Here is a 19233-nt window from a genome sequence, read left to right as displayed (position 1 = left end):
GCACAGGTTGAACCTCACGTGTCCGCGAACTGTGGATTAGCTGCCGGGCCTCGAGCCCGCACGCGGCTACGCTCGAAGGCGTGTCGCTTGTCGTGCCGCCCTATCCCCCGGCCCGCTACACCAAGGACGAACCGGAAGTCAGCGCCTGGATCCGGCGCGCCGACGACCCACCGGACTACGATTCCTTCGGCCTGGTCAAGTATCACTATCTGGCCAATCAGCAACAGACCAACGGCGATTACGGCCTGTACCGGGTGGACATCAGCCCCAATGGCGGCGGCCCCGGCCCGCATTTCCACCGCGCCATGTCCGAATCCTTCTTCGTGCTGTCGGGCAACGTGCGGCTCTATGACGGCACCGAGTGGATGGACGGCAACACCGGCGATTTCCTCTATGTGCCGCCGGGCGGGATCCACGGCTTCCGCAACGAGTCCGACGCGCCGACATCGTTGCTGATGCTGTTTGCTCCGGGCGCGCCGCGCGAGGTTTACTTCGAGGGGTTCGCCCAGCTGGCGGACATGAGCGACGACGAACGCACCGAGTGGTTCATCAAGAACGACAACTTCTTCATCTGACGACACATCCTGCGGATATGCGCTGACGTAAGGCACTGGCCTAGACTGCTTTCCGACTGAGAGGAGTCCTCGGGTGCGGGCTGATGCAGCGCCCAGCACCCAGGCATTGCGGGGCTGGCAGCGCAAGGCGCTGGTGAAGTACTTGACCGCCAAGCCACGGGATTACCTGGCGGTCGCCACCCCCGGCGCGGGTAAGACCACGTTTGCGCTGCGGATCGCGGCGGAGCTGCTGAACGACCGCACGGTCGACGCGGTCACCGTGGTGGTGCCCACCGAGCACCTCAAGATCCAGTGGGCGCAGTCGGCAGCGCGCAACGGCATCGCGCTGGACCCTAAGTTCAGCAACTCCAATTCGCAGACCTCGGCCGAGTATCACGGCGTCGTCGTCACCTACGCCCAGGTGGCCAGCCACCCCACCCGGCATCGCGTGCGTACCGAGAATCGGAAGACGCTGGTGATCTTCGACGAGATCCACCACGGCGGCGACGCGAAGAGCTGGGGCGACGCGATGCGTGAGGCCTTCGACGACGCGACGCGGCGCCTGTCTCTGACCGGTACCCCATTCCGCAGCGACGACAGTCCGATCCCCTTCGTCAAGTACGAAGCGGATAGCGCCGGTTTCCAACAATCCGTGGCCGACCACGTGTACGGCTACTCCGATGCGCTGGCCGACGGCGTGGTCCGGCCCGTGGTGTTCCTGGCGTACTCAGGTGAGGCCCGCTGGCGCGACAGTGCCGGCGAGGAGCACGCCGCGCGTCTGGGCGAGCCGTTGACGGCCGAGCAGACCGCGCGGGCCTGGCGCACCGCGCTGAACCCGGCCGGCGAATGGATGCCCGCGGTGATCGCCGCGGCCGACAAACGATTGCAGCAGAAGCGTCAGCACGTGCCCGACGCCGGCGGCATGATCATCGCGACCAACCAGACCACCGCCCGCGCCTACGCCGACCTGCTGACCAAGATCACCGGCGAGGCCCCCACCGTGGTGCTCTCCGACGATCCGGCCGCCTCGAACCGGATCAGCCAGTTCTCGGAAGGCACCAGCCGGTGGCTGGTCGCGGTGCGCATGGTGTCCGAAGGCGTCGACGTGCCACGGCTGTCCGTCGGCGTGTACGCCACGAGCGCGTCGACGCCACTGTTCTTCGCCCAGGCCATCGGCCGGTTCGTGCGTTCGCGCCGGGCCGGTGAGACCGCAAGCATCTTCCTGCCGTCGGTGCCCAATCTGCTGATGCTGGCCAGTGAGATGGAAGCGCAGCGCAACCATGTACTGGGCAAGCCGCACCGCGAATCCGACGGGCTGGACGACGAGGCGCTCGAGGCCGCCGAGAAGCGCAAGGACGAGAAGAGCGAGCTGGAGAACGGCTTCGAGTCCCTCGGCGCGGACGCCGAGCTGGACCAGGTCATCTTCGACGGCTCATCGTTCGGCACCGCGACCCCGGCGGGCAGTGACGAGGAAGCCGACTATCTCGGTATCCCCGGTCTGCTCGATGCCGAGCAGATGCGAGACCTGTTGCGCCGCAGGCAGGATGAACAGCTCAACAAGCGCACGGCCGAGGCTGCGGTCGCGGGCGGCCCGCCGCCGTCGCGCACCACGCACGGCCAGATCAGGGAATTGCGTCGTGAACTCAACGCGTTGGTGACCATCGCGCATCACCGCACCGGCAAGCCACACGGCTGGATCCACAACGAGTTGCGTCGCATCTGCGGCGGGCCGCCGGTCGCCGCGGCCACCACCGATCAGCTCAAGGCCCGCATCGAAGCGGTGCGTGACCTCAAGGCCTGATTGCAGCCCGCGAACTCGACGCAAATGCAGTGATTTCGCTCGGGCAACGTCATTTTCGTCAAACTGGCCGCGCCCGGCTACAGGCCCAACAGCTCGGGCACGTCGGCGACCGAGTCGATGACATGATTGGGCTGCATCGCGAATTCGTCTGCGGCCCAACGGTCCAACGTGGCCTGCCGGAATTTTCCGGTGCGTACCAGCACGCCGGTCATGCCGACCACCTGGGCGGCCAGCACGTCGTTGTTGAGGTCGTCGCCCACCATGTACATCTCGTCGGCGTTAACTCCGAGCCGGTTGGCCGCGGCCAGGAATCCCTCGGGCGCGGGCTTGCCGACGGCGGTGGCCTTGCGCCCCGAGGCCTCCTCCATGCCGAGGAGATACATGCCGGTGTCCACGCGCACCCCGTCGGTGGTGGTCCACGAGGTGCTGCGGTGCATGGCCACGACGGGGACCCCCTGGACCATCCAGTCGTAGACCCAGCTCAGCGTCAGATGGCTGAATTCCGGCCCGGCACCGCCGAGCAACACCACGTCGGGTGTCTCGGGGGCCCGCGGCCCGGTGAACTCGGTGGAGTACACCAGGTCGATGCCGCGCATGTCCTCGCCGATCTGCCCGCTGTTGACCAGGAAACATCGGGCGTCGGGATATGTGTGGCGCACGTAGTCCGCCGTGAGCGCCGCGGCGGTGATCACCTCGTCGGCCGCGACGTCCATGCCTGCGGCGGTCAGCAACTCGGCGATCTGCGCGCGGGTGCGGGTGGTGGTGCTGGTCAGATAGGACCGGGCGATCTGATGATCCTCGAGCACCTGCAACGCTTCGGCCGCCCCGGCAATGGGCTGCCACGACGTGACGAGCACGCCGTCGATGTCGAAGAGCACACCACCGATTGCCATGCAGCGACAGTAAACGCCCGCCGGGTCAGCGCAAGTCAGGACGCGCCAAGCCCTCCGACCAGGCACTGCCTGCCAGCCACGGGGTCGCCGACGCCGCAATCGACCAGGCCTGATCGGCGGGGACGTCGATGACCCGGTAGTGCTTCTGCCCCGCCGCGGTGGCCGCGATCAGCGTCGCCACCCCGGCGCGACGCTGCAGCAGGGTCTGCCGCACGGTCCAGCCGATGATGCCGGCCGTATCCAGGCAGTCGCGACGGCGTTCCAGGCTGCCGGCCCGCGCCACCAGCCAGCCCTCGTCCACGCGGTGCCCCAGCGCCCGGGCTCTGTCGGCGGCCACGGCGATCGCACCCGCGGTGGCTACAGCCCACCCGATCCACACCCAGGCCGGCACCCCGACGACGAGCAGCACCGGCACGGCCAACACCGGTACCGCCAGCGCCCTGGTCCAGCGTCGGCGCACGGCCGCCGGGCCGTGGGAGCGCAGCGGCCCGGCCACCGCGTCGGGCTGTTCGATGAGGTCGGTCAGCACGTCGCGGGCGGTATCGGCCGGGCAGGGTGGCAGCAGCAGCGACGCCTGACCTTCACCGCCGACGCCGGTCATCACCGCGTCCAGCCGGGCCCCGCCGAACATCCGGACCAGCAGCGGTTCACGCAGCGTGCCGCCCCGCAGCCGGCGCATGTCGTAGGTGTGTTCGCGCACCCGCAGCAGCCCGTGCCGTAGATGCAGCACGTCCGCGTCGCGGCGCAGCACCAGATTCGCGTAGGCGATCAAGGATTGCAGCACCGAGAGCACCACCGACAGGGTCACCAGCGCCACCACCACGACGGCGACCGTGACAGCCACACCCAACCGTTGGGCGACGTCCAGCCCGGATCGGGCCAACTGCGAATTATCCAGCGCGACACCGATTCCCGCCTGATACAGGACTCCGACGGCGGTGATGATCATGGCCAGCCCGGTCCAGCTCAGCGGGCTGTACCGCAGCCACGACGGCTGCCAGCGAGCCAGCTCCTGGCCGGGCGGGGCGTCGTCGGCCACGGGCACGGCATCGGCGAGCAGGATCGCCCGCAGCCGCGGCACCTCTCCGGCTTCCACCGCGTCGAGGGCAAACTTGGTGTCTCCCTTGGCTTCCTGGCCCGTGCTGATCTGCAGCACGGTCAGGCCCAGCAGCCGGTGCAGCAGCCGGGCGTCGGTGGACACCGACCGAATTCGGTTGCGCGGCACCGAGAGTGTCTTGCGCTGCAACACACCGGTGCGCAGCTGCACCTCCCCTGGTTCGATCCGGTAGCTGGTGGTGAACCAGCGGGCCAGGCCGAACGCCACCATGAGCGCCACCGCCGCGACGGTCCACAGCGGGTTTCCGGTCGCCGAGCCCAGCACCACCGATCCGACCAGCAGCGGAATCTGTTGCAGCACTTCATGAACCGGATGAACCAGCAGCATGCGCGGACTCAGCCTGCTCCACTGCGGCCGGCCGTCGGGCAGGTGTTCGGTCACGTCGCGTCCTGTTCGCCGATCGCCGCGATGTCGGTGAGCCGGGCGACCACGCGGTCGGCGACGTCGGCGTCGAGCGCCACGATTCGCACCGCGCCGGCCGACGATGCCGTCGTCACCGTCACGTTGGCCAGGCCGAACAGCCGGTCCAAAGGCCCGCGATGGGTGTCGACGGTCTGCACGCGAGAAATGGGTGCGATGCGGCGTTCCTGCACGAGCCAACCCGACCGCGTGTAGACCGCCGGCGTCGGGGAATCGATCTGCACATCCCAGCGGTGCACCCGGTACCGCCACAGCGGCACCACCACGACGAACAGCACGATCGCCACCACACTGGCGGCCGCCACCACGCCGTGCAGCCACAGCATCCGCCGGTCCACCAGCAGCCAGATCAGTTGGGCCGGAACCAGCATGGCCCACGGGATGGCGGCACCCAGCGCCCACACCAGCGGCGCCTTGCGACTCGGCGGGTACGCCGGATCGACAAGTGTCATGGTTCGAGCATGCCCGATGCTCCGTAGAGTCGACGCATGAGCGCCAACGCAAAGTGGACCGAGGCCGACGTGCCGGACCAGTCCGGCCGGGTCGCGATCGTCACCGGCTCCAACACCGGCCTGGGCTACGAAACCGCACGCGTGCTGGCCGCCAGGGGCGCGCACGTCGTCGTCGCGGTGCGCAACCTGGACAAGGGCCGCGAAGCCGTCGACAGGATCACCGCCGCCGTACCGAAGGCCGATCTCAAACTGCAGGCGCTCGACGTGGGCTCGTTGGACTCGGTGCGCAGCGCCGCGGACGAACTACGTGCCGCCTATCCCCGCATCGATCTGCTGATCAACAACGCGGGCGTGATGTACCCGCCGAAGCAGACCACGGTCGACGGCTTCGAACTGCAGTTCGGCACCAACCATCTGGGCGCGTTCGCGCTCACCGGGCTGCTGCTGGATCATCTGCTGCCCGTTGAAGGCTCACGCGTCGTCGCGGTCGCCAGCGTCGCGCACCGCATCCAGGCGGCCATCCACTTCGACGACCTGCAGTGGGACCGCAGCTACAACCGGGTGGCCGCGTACGGGCAGTCGAAGTTGTCCAACCTGCTGTTCACCTACGAACTGCAGCGCCGGCTGGCCGCAAAGAACGAGCTGACCATCGCCGTTGCGGCGCACCCGGGCTTGTCGAACACCGAGCTCATGCGCCACATCCCCGGCACCGGACTGCCCGGCTACAACCAACTGGCGAGCCTGTTCACCAACAGCCCCGCGGTCGGCGCGCTCGCCACGCTGCGGGCGGCCACCGACCCGGACGTGCGCGGCGGGCAGTACTACGGCCCGTCGGGTTTCCGCGAGATGGTCGGCCATCCCAAGCTGGTCGAGTCCAGCAAGCAGTCGCATGATGCGGAGCTGCAACGCCGGTTGTGGACGGTGTCCGAGGAGCTCACGGGCGTCAGTTATCCGGTGTAGCCGCGACACGCCGATCGCGTGTACCGGCTGTGCCGATGTGATCGAATATCAGGTACACACAACCGATCTAAGGAGTGCTGTGCCGTTGACCCGCGATCCGGCGGGCCAGCCTCCGCGGCGGGCCCGGCAACGCAGAATCTTGAGCCGGATGGTCCGGGAGACCGAGGCGCCGACGGACAGCTTCCCGCTGATCAAACCGGACCGCAAAGCGCCGGACGACTTCTACGATGCGCGGGTCGGCGCGGTGCTCGATCTCGCGGGCACCATCGGATCGCTGCTGATGGCGTCGGGCACCCCGGCGATCGCCACTGCGCACCAGGTCATCAAGGTCGTGTCGGCGTACGGCATCGAGCATTGTGAAGTCGACGTCGTCAACACCGCGATCCACATCGCGGTGTACCGCGGGCCCGCGCTGCCGCCGGCGAGCTCGATGCACATCGTCCATTCCAGGTCCATGGACTTCACTCGGCTGGCTGCGCTCGGCAGGCTGATCCGGCAGATCACCGCGCAGAAGTTGAGCCCGGCCGATGCGCACACCGAGCTGGACGCCATCATCACGGCCCCGCATCCCTACAAGCGCTGGGTCGCGACACTCGCCTGGGGCGCACTGGCGTTCGCGACCGCCGGCACCTTGGGCGGCAGCCTGCTGGTCTGTCTGGTCAGTGCGTTGAGCACCATGTTGATCGACCGCGTGAACCGCCGCCTCAACAAGCAGGGGCTGCCGTTCTTCTTCCAGTACGCCATCGGCGGCGTGATCGCGACGGCGCCACCACTGCTCGTCTTCTGGCTGTGTCTCAAGAAGGGCATACCGTTCGAGCCGCCGATCGCCATCGCGGCCGGGCTGGTGGTGATCCTCGCCGGCCTGTCGCTGGTGGGTTCGGTCGGCGACGTCATCGCGGGTGCGCCCGTCACCGCAGCGGGCCGTTTCTTCGAACTGCTCATGCTGACCGCCGCGACGATCGCCGGGGTGGCCCTGGTGCTGCACCTGGCCAACCGGTTCGGCGCCCCGGCCATCGACATCGGCGCGACGGCGCCGCCCGCGCTGGCCGAATGGCCCGTTCGGGTGGCGTTCGGCGCGGCGAGCGCGGCAGCCTTCGCCCTGGCCTGCTATGCCGAACGCACCGCGGCCGTCGCCGCGGCCTTCGGCGGGGCGACCGCCATCGCCGGTTACCTGTTGGGGCTGAGCCTCGGCCTGGGTCCGGTGATGTCGTCGTTCATCGCGGCGGTTCCCGTCGGCCTGGTCGGGCGGCTCATGGAGCGGCGCCACCTGGCCCCACCCCTGCTCGTGTCGATCGCGGGTATCACCCCGCTGTTGCCGGGCCTGTCGCTGCTGCACGGCATCTACGCGATCCTGAACGACCAGAGCTACGTGGGGTTCTCCTCGGTCCTGGGTGCGCTGGCCATCAGCACGGCGCTGGCCGCCGGCGTCTCGCTCGGTGAATGGAGCTCATTTCGGGTGCGTTCCCGGCGATTCCATCACCGCCAGACTCGGGGCCGCACGTAGCCGGTGGACGAAAAGTATCGTGATAGCCGTGCGCACCGTTGAAGAGCATCAGAGCGTCGTCGCCGGGCTGTTCAAAACCCGTGCGCCACAACAATTGCCGCTGGTGCGCACGTTGGGCCTGGCACTGGCCGCCGACGTCGTCGCCCCGCTGTCGCTGCCGGGCTTCGACAACTCGGCCATGGACGGCTACGCCGTCGTCGCCTCCGACCTCACCGACGCCACCGATCGGCACCCGGTCCGGCTTCCGGTCGACGAGGACATCCCGGCCGGCCGTACCGACCCGCTGACACTCAAACCCGGTACCGCACATCGGATCATGACGGGCGCACCGCTGCCGACGGGCGCCACCGCCGTGGTCCCGGTGGAATCCACCGACGGCGCCACCGACACCGTGACCATCCGGGCGTCGGTGCGGCCCGGGCAGCACATCCGCACCGCCGGGGAAGACGTCACGGCGGGCAGCACGGTGCTGCAGGCCGGCCAGCTGGTCACCCCGGCCGCGCTGGGGCTGGCGGCCGCGCTGGGCCTGCCCGACCTGCTGGTGGTGCCGCCGCAGCGCGTGCTGGTGATGTCGACGGGCACCGAGCTGGTGGCGCCCGGCATCCCGCTTCTCCCCGGCCAGATCTACGAGTCGAACGCAGTGATGCTGGCCGCGGCGGTCCGCGATGCCGGAGCCGAGGTGACCGTGGCACCGATGTCCGCCGACGATGTCGACACCTTCCGCGCCACCCTGGCCGGGCATGCCGCGGACGTCGATCTGATCATCACCACGGGAGGAGTCAGCGCAGGCGCGTACGAGGTGGTCAAAGATGCCCTGGCCGGCCAGGTCGAGTTCGTCAAGGTCGCCATGCAGCCGGGCATGCCGCAGGGCTCGGGCCTGGTCGACGGCACCCCGATCGTCACCCTGCCGGGCAACCCGGTCAGCGCCCTGGTGTCCTTCGAGGTGTTCATCAGGGGCCCGCTGCGCGCCGCGATGGGCCATCCCCAGCCGGACCGCCCGCGCCGCGCCGCGTTCCTCACCGAGGATCTGACCTCGCCGCGCGGGAAACGACAGTTCCGCCGCGGTGTGCTGACCGGTGACAGCGTGAGCAGCTACGGCCCTCCGGCATCGCATCACCTGCGCTGGCTGGCCTCGGCGAACTGCCTGCTCGAGATCGACGAGGACGTCACCGAACTGGCCGCCGGTGCACCGGTTCCGGTCTGGGACCTCAGATAACCCGGCGCACGTAGAATCCTCCCGATGGCCAGACGCCCCGACCTCCAATCCGGTCCAGAACGCCTTGCGGCGCTGGTGCGCTCCAGCGTTCCACCCATGCATTCCGCGGGCCTGCCGTTCGTCGGCGCCAGCCTTGCTATCGCCGCGCTGGGACGCAATCACCGCTGGATACGGCGCACCGGGCTGCTCGCGGCCGGTGCGAACGCGGCCTTCTTCCGGCATCCGCCACGGGTACCCCCGACGCGACCGGGCGTGGTCGTCTCGCCCGCCGACGGCCTGGTGTGCCTGATCCAGGACGCCGTGCCGCCCGCCGAGCTGGGTTTGCCAGACACTCCGTTGCCGCGGGTCAGCATCTTCCTGTCGGTGCTCGACGCCCATGTGCAGCGCGCCCCGATCGGCGGTGAGGTGGTGGCCGTGGCGCACCGGCCCGGGCGGTTCCACTCAGCGGAACTGGAAGCGGCCAGCGAAGACAACGAGCGCAACAGCGTGGTCATCCGCACCCCCGAAGGCGTCCAGGTGATCGCGGTGCAGATCGCGGGCCTGGTGGCGCGCCGGATCGTGTGTGACGCGCGGGTCGGCGACAAACTGGCCATCGGCGAAACCTACGGATTGATCCGGTTCGGCTCACGCCTGGACACCTACCTGCCCGCCGGGTCCAAACTGCTTGTCAGCCGGGGCCAACGGGCGCTGGCCGGCGAAACCGTATTGGCGGAGCTGCCATGATCAAGGCCCGCATCAAACCTCCTGCGATGCCGGTCCGGATGTTGCCGAGCGCGTTGACGGTCGCCGCCATCTGCTTGGGCATGACCTCGGTGAAGATGGCCCTGGACGGGCTGCCGACCCAGGCCATGGCGTTCCTTGCGGTCGCGGCGATCCTCGACGCCCTCGACGGCCGGGTGGCCCGCATGCTCAAGGCCACCTCCAAGATGGGCGAGGAGATCGACTCGCTGGCCGATGCGGTGAATTTCGGTGTGGCACCGGCGTTCATCGTGTACGCGACGCTGCTGTCCCACTCGCAGTTGGGCTGGATCGTCGTCCTGCTCTACGCGGTGTGCATAGTGCTGCGGCTCGCGCGGTTCAATGCGCTGCTCGACGTGGATCAGCCCGCGTACGAGAAGGAGTACTTCGTCGGGATGCCTGCTCCGGCCGGCGCGATCGGGACGATCGTGCCGCTGGCGGCCAAGATGCAGTTCCCGGGGCCCTGGTGGGACGGTGTGGCCGCCGAATGGGTGGTGATCGTTTGGATGATCGGTGTCTCGCTACTGGTGGTCAGCCGCATTCCCATGCGCAAGATCCATACCTTCACGGTGTCGCCGAACATGGTGGCGCCCCTGCTGGCCCTCGTGGCCATCGGCGTGGCGGCCTCGGTGTTCTACGGCTACATCGTGATCATGGTGATCGCCGTGGCCTACGTGATCCACATCCCGTTCGCGGTGCGCACCAAACACTGGGTGGCCGCGCATCCGGAATCGTGGGATGACAAGCCGCGGCAGCGCCGCGCCCAACGCCGTGCCATCCGTCGCGCCCAGCCGCACCGGCGCTCGATGGCGCGCCTGGGGCTGCGGAAGCCCCCGCTGAGGTGACCACGGTCGACGTCGGCGAGGATTCGGCGCCCAGCCATCTTCGGCTGACCGCCCGGTTGAACACCTCCGCGCTCGACGCGCGCCGCGGCGTGGTGCGGTTGCACCCCGAGGTTCTTGCCGCACTCGGTCTGCGCGAGTGGGATGCGGTGGCGCTGACCGGGTCGCGCACCACCGCCGCGGTGGCAGGTATCGCCCCGCCGGGGACACCGACGGGCACGGCGCTGCTCGACGACGTCACGCTCTCCAACGCCGGGCTGCGCGAGGACGCGACGGTGATCGTGGCGCCGGTGACGGTGTACGGCGCCAGGTCGGTGACGGTTTCGGGGTCCAAGCTGGCCACCCAGTCGATCTCGTCGGCCACGCTGCGGCTGGCGCTGCTGGGCAAGGTGATGACGGTCGGTGACACGGTGTCGCTGCTGCCGCGTGACCTCGGCCCCGGCACCTCGACCTCGGCGGCCACCAATGCGCTGGCCTCTTCGGTGGGCATCACCTGGACCTCCGAGCTGCTGACCGTGACGGGGGTTGACCCGGCCGGTCCGGTGAGCGTGCAGCCGAATTCGGTGGTGTCGTGGGGCGAGGGTGTCGCCGTCGCTCCGGTTGCCGCCGCGGCCCCGGACGCCGCGGGCCGGCACACCATCAGCCCCGCCCGGGCCGACGCGGCGGTCAGCTTCGACGATCTCAAAGGCAAGCACCTGCAGGCGGCCAAGCTGGCCGAGTGGCTCAAGCTGTCCCTCGATGAGCCCAGACTGCTCGAAACCCTGGGCGCCACAGCCAACCTCGGGGTTCTGGTGTCGGGTCCGGCCGGCGTCGGCAAGGCCACCATGGTACGGGTGGTGTGCGCTTCGCGGCGGCTCGTCGAGTTGGACGGCCCTGAGGTGGGCGCGCTGCACCCGGAGGAGCGGCTGAAACGCGTGGCTGCCGCGGTGCAGGCCGTGCGTGACGGGGGCGGGGTGCTGCTGATCACCGACGTCGACGCGCTGCTGCCGGCGGGCACCGACCGGCCGGCCGATCCGGTGGCCACCCTGATCCTCGCGGAGCTGCGCAGCGCCGTGGCCACCCGCGGGGTGGCGTTCATCGCGACCTCGGCCCGACCCGAGTCTGTCGATCCCCGGCTGCGCGAACCCGATCTGTGCGACCGCGAGCTCGGGTTGAGCCTGCCGGATGCGGCGACCCGCAAGGCTCTGCTGGAGGTGCTGCTGCGCGGGGTGCCGTCCGTGGACTTGAATCTGGGCGACATCGCCGACCGCACACCCGGTTTCGTGATCGCCGACCTGGCTGCCGTGGTGCGCGAGGGTGCGCTGCGGGCCGCCGCGCGGGCCAGCTCCGACGGCGCCGAACCCGTTCTGCGACAAGAAGATCTGGCCGGGGCGCTGACGGTGATCCGGCCGTTGTCCCGATCGGCGTCAGAAGAGGTCTCGGTCGGTGCGGTCACCCTCGACGATGTCGGCGACATGGTCGAAACCAAACAGGCGCTGACCGAGGCCGTGCTGTGGCCGTTGCAGCACCCCGACACGTTCACCAGGCTGGGCGTGCAGCCGCCGCGCGGTGTGCTGCTGTACGGGCCGCCCGGATGCGGCAAGACATTCTTGGTGCGCGCTCTGGCGAGCTCCGGGCGGCTGTCCGTGCACGCCGTCAAAGGTGCTGAGCTGATGGACAAGTGGGTCGGCTCGTCGGAGAAGGCAGTCCGGGAACTGTTCGCCAGGGCCCGCGATTCGGCGCCGTCGCTGGTGTTCCTCGACGAGATCGACGCGTTGGCACCCCGGCGTGGGCAGAGTGTGGACTCCGGGGTGACCGATCGCGTGGTGGCCGCGCTGCTGACCGAACTCGACGGCATAGATCCGCTGCGCGACGTCGTCGTGCTCGGCGCCACCAACCGGCCCGACCTCATCGACCCGGCGTTGCTGCGGCCCGGGCGCCTCGAGCGGCTGGTGTTCGTAGAGCCGCCCGATGCCGAGGCCCGCCGTGAAATCCTGCGTACCGCAGGCAAATCCATACCGCTGGCGGCCGATGTCGAGTTGGACGCGCTGGCCTCTGAGTTGGACGGCTACAGCGCCGCCGACTGTGTGGCGCTGCTGCGGGAGGCGGCGCTGACGGCGATGCGCCGCTCGATCGACGCAGCCGACGTCACCGCGGCCGACGTCGCGAAGGCCCGCGAAACCGTCCGTCCCTCATTGGATCCCGCCCAGGTGGCGGCGTTGCGCGCGTTCGCCGCCGGGCGCTAACCCTCGGCCAGCGCAGCCAACCGGTCGATGGAGCTCAGCAGCTTGTCCGCCGTGGTGGCCCGGGCGCGCACCAGACGCTTCTCGTCGGTCAGCGCTGTCCAGTTGTAGGTGTGCGTGACGGCGGTGCGCCCGTCGTCGAGCGGCGTGAGCTCCCAGCGCCACAGGTGGCCCGGCGGCTCGTGGCCGACCTCCGAGGGGCGCCACGCGATCCGCCGGCCCTCCTCGAATTCCACGATGTGGTTCTCACGCACAGCACCGACCGTGAGGGTCATGGTGAACACGTCGCCGACGGCGTGCACTCGCTGCCCCGCGTCTGCCTGCACCAGGTTGTCGTTGCCGTCCCAGCGTGGTTGTTGGGCGGGGTCAGCGATCAGCTCGAATATGGTTGCCGCCGGAGCGGCGATCTCCCGGCTGGCGCTGACGATCTGAGGATTGGTTTCGGCCACGCCCCAATTCAACCCGACTCAGCGGTACCAGTCAGGCAGCTCGTCGGGCAGCAGGTCGGCGGTGTCGCCCGGCCGGGTCAGCGTCAGCACCGCCCGCACGATCTGTGGACGGGCCTGAAGCGCGTCGACGATGCCGCCGAGCCGAGCCGCGACATTGGATTCGGCTGCGTCGCCGACCAGGTCGACCGCGGCGACGAGGTAGATGCGGTCAGCGCCGACCCACTCCATGTGCAGATAACTGACCCGCTCGACGTCGGGGTGTTCGCGCAGCGCGAGCAGGGCGTTGTTGCGGGCCAGCGGCGTGACCGCTTCCCCGGTGAGGAAATCCATGTTGCGCCCGATGAGGAACAGCGCGACGCCGCCGAGCAGCAGACCCACCAGGATGGAACCGATCGCGTCCCAGACCACGTTCCCGGTGAGCTCATGCGCGAGGATGCCCGACGCCGCGATCACGATACCGATCAGGGCCGACAGATCCTCGGCGAAGACGGCGCGCAGCATCGGGTTCGACGTCACGCGCACGTAGCGCAACGGATGGATCCGCCGCTGCACCGCACCTGAGCGGGTCTGCGAAAAGGCCTGCAGGAACGAGGTTCCCTCCAACACGAAGGACACCGCGAGCACCGCGTACGCCCAGCCGTACGACGTGGCTTCGGCTTCCCCGCCCAGCGATTGGATCCCGTGCCAGATCGACACCACCGCGCCGACGGTGAACAGGCCGACAGCTGCGAACATCGACCAGATGTAGCCGGCCCTGCCGTAGCCGAGGCGGTGCTCGGCATCGGCGGGCTTGTTCGACTTGCGGGTGCCGATGAGCAGGAACACCTCGTTGCCGGTGTCGGCCCAGGAATGGGCGGCCTCGGCCAGCATCGAGGCGCTGCCGGTCACCACGGCGGCCACGGTCTTGGCGACCGCGATCAGCGCGTTGGCGCCGAGCGCGACGACGACGGTGAGAAAACTTTCGTCGCCGGAGTCACTCATATCGTGAACACTAGTGCCGGAACAGCTGCGGCTTCGCCTGCACGCAGCCGTCTCCACGATTACCGTCGATGAGTGGACCTGAACACCGTCGAAGCGGTGAGCGTGCCGACTCACCGCGATGACGTGTGGCCGCTGGGTCCGTCAGACGCGATCCTGGCGGGCGGCACCTGGTTGTTCTCCGAACCGCAGACGGGTGTGCGCCGACTGGTCGACATCACGCATCTGGGTTGGCAGCCAATCGATATGAGCGCCGACGGCATCGAATTGGCCGCCACGTGCACGCTGGCGGAGCTCTCGCGATTTTCCACCACCAGCGACTGGCCCGCCGCCCGCCTGCTGCACCAGTGCTGCACGGCGCTGCTCGCCTCGGCCAAGATCTGGGCCACCGCGACCGTTGGCGGCAACATCTGCCTGTCGTTTCCCGCGGGCGCGATGATCTCGATGGCCACGGCCCTCGACGGAACCGCGACCGTGTGGCGCGCCGACGGCACCGAATACACGGTGCCGGTCGCGCAGTTCGTCACGGGTGAGGGAACCAACGTCATGGCATCCGGTGATGTGCTCCGGTCGATACACCTGCCTGCAGCGGCCATGCAGTCCCGCACGGCATTCCGCAAGCTGGCACCCTCGGCGCTGGGCCGTTCCGGGGCTGTCGTGATCGGCCGCCGCGACAGCGGCACGGTCGTGATGTCGGTGACCGCGGCGACAGTACGGCCCTATGTGTTCCGGTTCCCGGGCAGCCCCTCGCCCGACGATGTCCGGGCGGCCCTGGGCGGCATTCCCGACCAGGCGTGGACCCGCGACGCGCACGGCGACCCCGATTGGCGACAGGCTGTCACGCACGTGCTGGCCGAACAGATCAGAGCCGAGTTGGCATGAGTTTCACCGTCAACGGCCGGGTCTGGCACGACAGTCCCAGACCCGGGCAGTGTCTGCGCACGTTCCTGCGCGAGCTGGGCTGTTTCGAGGTCAAGAAGGGTTGCGACGCGGGCGACTGCGGTGCGTGCACGGTGTTGGTCGACGGCACTGCCGTGCACTCCTGCGTGTATCCGGCGTTCCGCGCCGACGGGCATACGGTGACCACCGTCGCAGGCCTGGGCAGCCCCGGCGATCTGCATCCGGTGCAGCGCCGGTTCGTCGACGCCGCGGGATTTCAGTGCGGCTTCTGCACCGCCGGTATGGTCACCACCGCGTCCACTTTCACCGACGAGCAGCTTGCTGATCTGCCCCAGCAGCTGAAGGGCAACCTGTGCCGCTGCACCGGCTACCGCGCCATCGCCGACGCGCTGTCCGGGACCACCAACATCGAGAAGCCCGGCGGGCACGACGCCGGCCGTTCGATCGGTGCGCCGGCCGCCGTGCGGGTGGTGACGGGGTCCGAGGAATACACCATGGACGACGCGCCCGCGGGCCTGCTGCACCTCGCGGTCCTGCCGAGCCCGGTGCCGCATGCCCGTATCCGATCGATCGATACCTCTGCTGCACAGGCAATTCCGGGCGTGCGCCTGGTCCTGACTCACCGTGACAGCCCGGCCGTGGCGTTCTCGACAGCCCGGCACGAGATGCGTACAGATGATCCCGACGACACCGTCATCCTCGACGACACAGTGCGGTTCGTCGGTCAACGGGTCGCCGCGGTCGTCGCCGACAGCCTTGCCGTGGCCGAACAGGCGTGCCGGGCAATCGTTGTCGAGTTCGACCCGCTGCCTGCGGTGTTCGACCCGGAGCTCGCGTCGCGTCCGGATTCGCCGTTGCTGCACGCCGGCAAGGGACCGGACTCCCGGATCGCCGACCCGGCCCGCAACCTGGTCGCCGAATTGCACGGCGAGGTCGGCGACGTGGCGGCCGGTATCGATGCGGCCGAGAACGTGGTGCGAGGCCGTTGGCAGACCCAGCGCATCCAGCACGTGCACCTGGAGACACACGGGTGTACCGGATGGCGAGATGAGTTGGGAAGATTGGTTATTCGTACCAGTTCTCAGGTTCCGTTCCTGGTCCGTGACGAGCTGTGCCACATCTTCGGCCTGGCCCGCGACGATGTCCGGGTGTTCACCAGGCGCGTCGGCGGTGGCTTCGGCGGCAAGCAGGAGATGCTGGTCGAGGATCTCGTGGCGCTGGCGGTGCTGCGCCTCGGCGCTCCGGTGCGCTATGAGTTCAGCCGCAGCGATCAGTTCACGGTGGCGCCGTGCCGTCACCCGTTCCGCGTGGATGTGACCGTGGCCGCCAATGCCTCCGGTGAGCTGACCGCGCTGGCGGTCGACGCTCTGGTCGATGCCGGGGCGTACGGCAATCACAGCCCGGGCGTGATGTTTCACGGCTGCAGTGAATCGGTCGCGGTGTACCGCTGTCCGAACAAGCGGGTCAATGCTCAAGCCGTCTACACCAACAATCTGCCGTCGGGTGCATTTCGCGGATACGGGCTGGGACAGGTGATGTTCGCGATCGAATCAGCGATGGACGAGCTGGCCCAGCGACTCGGCATCGATCCATTCGAATTCCGCAGGCGCAATGTCATCACGCCCGGAGATCCCTTCGTGGATTCGCATGTGCTCGACGACGATCTGACGTTCGGCAGCTACGGCCTGGATCAATGCCTCGACCTCGCCGAGCAGGCGCTGCGTCGGGGCAACGCCGCCACCGCCCCCCAAGGGTGGCCTGTGGGCGAAGGCATGGCAGTTGCGATGATCGCGACGCTTCCGCCGCGCGGGCACGTCGCCGAGGCCGCGGTGTCGGTCGACGCCGACGGCGTGTACACATTGCGCGTCGGGACGGCCGAGTTCGGCAACGGCACCACCACGGTGCATGCACAGCTCGCCGCCAACGAGCTCAACACCGGCACAGAACGGGTGGTGATTCAGCAATCAGACACTGCGACAACAGATTACGATACCGGCGCGTTCGGGTCGGCCGGCACGGTGGTGGCCGGCCGCGCGACCGTGCAGGCATGCCGACAGCTGCGCGCGGCCTTAGAGAGGGCAGCTGCCGAGGTGACCGGGACGTCGCCATCGCAGTGCACTCTGGAGCGCAACGGCGTGCAGTGCGCCGACAGCCTGGTCGATTTCGGTGCTCTGCCATCGTCATTGACCGGCCGCGGGCGACACGACGGCACGCCGCGTTCGGTCGCCTTCAACGTGCAGGCGTTTCGCGTCGCGGTCAACCCCGAGACCGGCGAGGTGCGCATCCTCCAGTCCGTCCAGGCCGCCGACGCCGGCGTGGTGATCAATCCCGAGCAGTGCCGCGGTCAGGTGGAAGGCGGTGTGGCCCAGGCAATCGGGTCGGCGTTGTTCGAGGAGATCCGGATCGGACCGGACGGCACGGTACTGACCCAGACGCTGCGCAACTACCACATCCCGCAGTTGTCCGACCTTCCGGTGACCGAGGTCTACTTCGCAGATACCTACGACGAGCTCGGACCGCTCGGCGCGAAATCGATGAGCGAGTCGCCGTACAACCCGGTCGCACCCGCCTTGGCCAATGCCATCGGCCGTGCCTGCGGGGTGCGTCTGCGCCAGTTGCCGATGACACCGGCGCGAGTATGGCGGGCGGTCAGCAGATCTCGTCGGGTTGCGCAATCCTGATGCGGCCACGGCGCGGTTGCGCTGGCTGCGGCTCCTCGGCCCATTCGGCCCCGCTGGCCTCGAACAACCGGCCGATCTCGTCGATGTGCATGTCGACCAGATCCCACACGTCGGGCACGAGTTCGCGGTCGACGACGAAGCCGAAGTCCAGGCGGTCCAGATAGCTCACCACGGTGATGTTGAGTCCCTGCCCCTCGGTGACGATCGACACCGGGAACTGATGACGCAGCTGCGCCCCGGCGAAGTACAGCGGCTGACGAGGTCCAGGGACATTGGAAATCACCAGGTTGAACGGCAACGACGCAATGCGGTGCGCCAACCCGAACCGCGACGCCAGCCGCATCGCGGACGTCGACAACACCGGTGCCGAGAACTGGGCCAGGTCGCCGAGTTGGTCGGCAGGCATCAGATCGAGCAGTCGCTTCGCGTCGAGCATCGCCTCCCGGCAACGAGCCACGCGCTCAAGCGGATCCGCACAGTCGGTGGGCAGTTCGGCGAAGATGGCCGACACCCGGTTGGTCCATGGATCCTCTTCGTCGCCGGTCCGGATGGACACCGGAACCATGGCCCGCAGTGGCCGGTCCGGCAGCGCGTCATGGGCGAGCAGGTACTGCCGCAACCCGCCGGCGCAGATCGCCATGACGATGTCGTTGACGGTGCCCCCGGTCGCGTTCTTGAGCCTCTTGATGTTCTCCAGCGATGTGGTCCGCATCGCGAAGCGCCGGTGTCCGGTGATGGGCTTGTTCCACGGGGTGGGTGGCGCCGCCGATGTCGGCAGCGGAATCTTGGGTCCGTCCTCTTTACCCAGTCGCGCAAGGGATTTGATCGCCGAGCCGGTCTTGGCCGCAGCGCTGCTGATGCTGTCGATGCCTGCGGTGTCGGCGAGCTGGCGGACCAGCCGGGTCTGCACCCGCAGGGCCTTGACGGGGTGTCCGGCGAGGTTGACGGCCGTTTTGCGCAGCAGTTCCACGGTGCTCGGCAGCTCTTCGGGTTGCCAGGCCGGGCCCGGCCCGGGTGGCGTGGTGTCCGGTTCGGTGTCGGTGATGATGTTGAGCATCAGCTGCCCGGCGGCACCGTCGATGGTGGCGTGATGGTATTTGGTGAGCATGGCCCAGCGACCGCTGTGCAGGCCGTCGATGACGTAGACCTCCCACAGTGGCCGGTTGCGATCCATGGGGCGCCCGACGATGCGCGAGACCTGGTCGGCCAGTTGGTCGGCCATTCCCGGTCGGGCCAGATGGATTTCGCGGATGTGGAAGTCGAGGTCGAAGTTGGGATCGTCGACCCAGTACGGATGGTCGAGGCCCAGTGGCACCTCGACCAACCTCCGGCGCAGCGGTTCGAGCTCACCGATCAGCGACGCGTACTTGGCGTACACCGCGGCGTACGGGTCGAATTCCTCGTTGGGTCGTTCGAAGATCATCAGCCCGGTGACGTGCCCGAAGGTCGTCGGGGTCTCCAGGTAGAGGAATGTGGCGTCGAGGCCGCTGAGCTGCTTCACGGGTC

The 19233-nt window shown here is 68.7% G+C and carries 16 protein-coding genes; 10 read left to right on the top strand and 6 right to left on the bottom strand.

Annotation, left to right across the window (positions count from 1 at the left end; genetic code table 11):
- Window positions 1-80: 80 nt before the first annotated feature.
- Both BTO20_RS04705 and BTO20_RS04700 read left to right on the top strand, forming a co-directional pair.
- Window positions 81-575, top strand: coding sequence for a cupin domain-containing protein (locus BTO20_RS04705; protein WP_087073806.1), 495 nt, complete (start codon window positions 81-83; stop codon window positions 573-575).
- A 73-nt stretch (window positions 576-648) separates the two neighbouring features.
- Window positions 649-2355 (top strand): DEAD/DEAH box helicase, encoded by a 1707-nt coding sequence (locus tag BTO20_RS04700; RefSeq protein ID WP_087073804.1) that lies wholly within the window; start codon window positions 649-651, stop codon window positions 2353-2355.
- A 77-nt stretch (window positions 2356-2432) separates the two neighbouring features.
- Here BTO20_RS04700 and BTO20_RS04695 read toward each other — a convergent pair whose 3' ends face one another.
- Genes BTO20_RS04695 through BTO20_RS04685 form a run of 3 tightly spaced genes read right to left on the bottom strand, consistent with a single transcriptional unit; the run spans window position 2433 to window position 5237 of the window.
- Window positions 2433-3248 carry an HAD-IIA family hydrolase gene (locus BTO20_RS04695; RefSeq protein WP_087073802.1) on the bottom strand — a complete coding sequence of 272 codons (816 nt, stop codon included), beginning with the start codon at window positions 3246-3248 and terminating at the stop codon, window positions 2433-2435.
- A 25-nt stretch (window positions 3249-3273) separates the two neighbouring features.
- Window positions 3274-4692, bottom strand: a complete 1419-nt coding sequence (locus tag BTO20_RS04690; protein ID WP_087081610.1) for a PH domain-containing protein — start codon at window positions 4690-4692, stop codon at window positions 3274-3276.
- 50 nt (window positions 4693-4742) lie between these two features.
- Window positions 4743-5237, bottom strand: a complete 495-nt coding sequence (locus tag BTO20_RS04685; protein ID WP_087073800.1) for a PH domain-containing protein — start codon at window positions 5235-5237, stop codon at window positions 4743-4745.
- Window positions 5238-5273: 36 nt separating this feature from the next.
- Here BTO20_RS04685 and BTO20_RS04680 point away from each other — a divergent pair, with 36 nt between their 5' ends.
- From BTO20_RS04680 to BTO20_RS04655, 6 genes are all read left to right on the top strand, one after another.
- Window positions 5274-6197, top strand: coding sequence for an SDR family NAD(P)-dependent oxidoreductase (locus tag BTO20_RS04680; RefSeq protein WP_087073799.1), 924 nt, complete (start codon window positions 5274-5276; stop codon window positions 6195-6197).
- A 79-nt stretch (window positions 6198-6276) separates the two neighbouring features.
- Window positions 6277-7701 (top strand): threonine/serine exporter family protein, encoded by a 1425-nt coding sequence (locus tag BTO20_RS04675; RefSeq protein ID WP_232491036.1) that lies wholly within the window; start codon window positions 6277-6279, stop codon window positions 7699-7701.
- Between the two features lie 28 nt (window positions 7702-7729).
- A complete protein-coding gene (gene moeA, locus BTO20_RS04670; protein WP_198344256.1) occupies window positions 7730-8917 on the top strand; it encodes a molybdopterin molybdotransferase MoeA in 1188 nt (395 codons plus the stop codon).
- A 24-nt stretch (window positions 8918-8941) separates the two neighbouring features.
- Window positions 8942-9640, top strand: a complete 699-nt coding sequence (locus tag BTO20_RS04665; RefSeq protein WP_087073795.1) for a phosphatidylserine decarboxylase — start codon at window positions 8942-8944, stop codon at window positions 9638-9640.
- Window positions 9637-10500 carry a CDP-diacylglycerol--serine O-phosphatidyltransferase gene (pssA, locus tag BTO20_RS04660; protein WP_087073793.1) on the top strand — a complete coding sequence of 288 codons (864 nt, stop codon included), beginning with the start codon at window positions 9637-9639 and terminating at the stop codon, window positions 10498-10500. Before BTO20_RS04665 ends, pssA begins: the two co-directional genes overlap by 4 nt.
- Window positions 10497-12722: an AAA family ATPase gene (locus BTO20_RS04655; RefSeq protein ID WP_087073791.1), complete on the top strand. Its 2226-nt coding sequence runs from the start codon at window positions 10497-10499 to the stop codon at window positions 12720-12722. Before pssA ends, BTO20_RS04655 begins: the two co-directional genes overlap by 4 nt.
- On the opposite strand, the gene BTO20_RS04650 is transcribed toward BTO20_RS04655, so the two are convergent.
- Together BTO20_RS04650 and BTO20_RS04645 are read right to left on the bottom strand one after the other, a co-directional pair.
- A complete protein-coding gene (locus BTO20_RS04650) occupies window positions 12719-13168 on the bottom strand; it encodes an SRPBCC family protein (RefSeq protein WP_087073790.1) in 450 nt (149 codons plus the stop codon). The two genes, BTO20_RS04655 and BTO20_RS04650, sit on opposite strands and share 4 nt — an antisense overlap.
- 18 nt (window positions 13169-13186) lie before the next feature.
- Window positions 13187-14149: a cation diffusion facilitator family transporter gene (locus BTO20_RS04645; protein ID WP_087073788.1), complete on the bottom strand. Its 963-nt coding sequence runs from the start codon at window positions 14147-14149 to the stop codon at window positions 13187-13189.
- 72 nt (window positions 14150-14221) lie between these two features.
- Here BTO20_RS04645 and BTO20_RS04640 point away from each other — a divergent pair, with 72 nt between their 5' ends.
- Complete coding sequence (locus BTO20_RS04640; RefSeq protein ID WP_087073786.1) at window positions 14222-15028, top strand: FAD binding domain-containing protein; 807 nt, start codon at window positions 14222-14224, stop codon at window positions 15026-15028.
- Complete coding sequence (locus BTO20_RS04635) at window positions 15025-17727, top strand: molybdopterin-dependent oxidoreductase (RefSeq protein ID WP_087073783.1); 2703 nt, start codon at window positions 15025-15027, stop codon at window positions 17725-17727. The genes BTO20_RS04640 and BTO20_RS04635 overlap by 4 nt, the downstream gene beginning before the upstream one ends.
- Here the strand turns inward: BTO20_RS04635 and BTO20_RS04630 are convergent.
- On the bottom strand, window positions 17696-19228 hold the full coding sequence (locus BTO20_RS04630; RefSeq protein WP_087073781.1) for a WS/DGAT/MGAT family O-acyltransferase: 1533 nt from the start codon (window positions 19226-19228) through the stop codon (window positions 17696-17698). The genes BTO20_RS04635 and BTO20_RS04630 overlap by 32 nt on opposite strands.
- Between the last annotated feature and the right edge of the window lie 5 nt (window positions 19229-19233).

It is taken from the genome of Mycobacterium dioxanotrophicus (assembly GCF_002157835.1).
GTDB classification, from domain to species: Bacteria; Actinomycetota; Actinomycetes; order Mycobacteriales; family Mycobacteriaceae; genus Mycobacterium; species Mycobacterium dioxanotrophicus.
The sequence above is the reverse complement of the archived record's forward strand: the minus strand, read 5'-3'. Positions and strand labels throughout refer to the sequence as shown.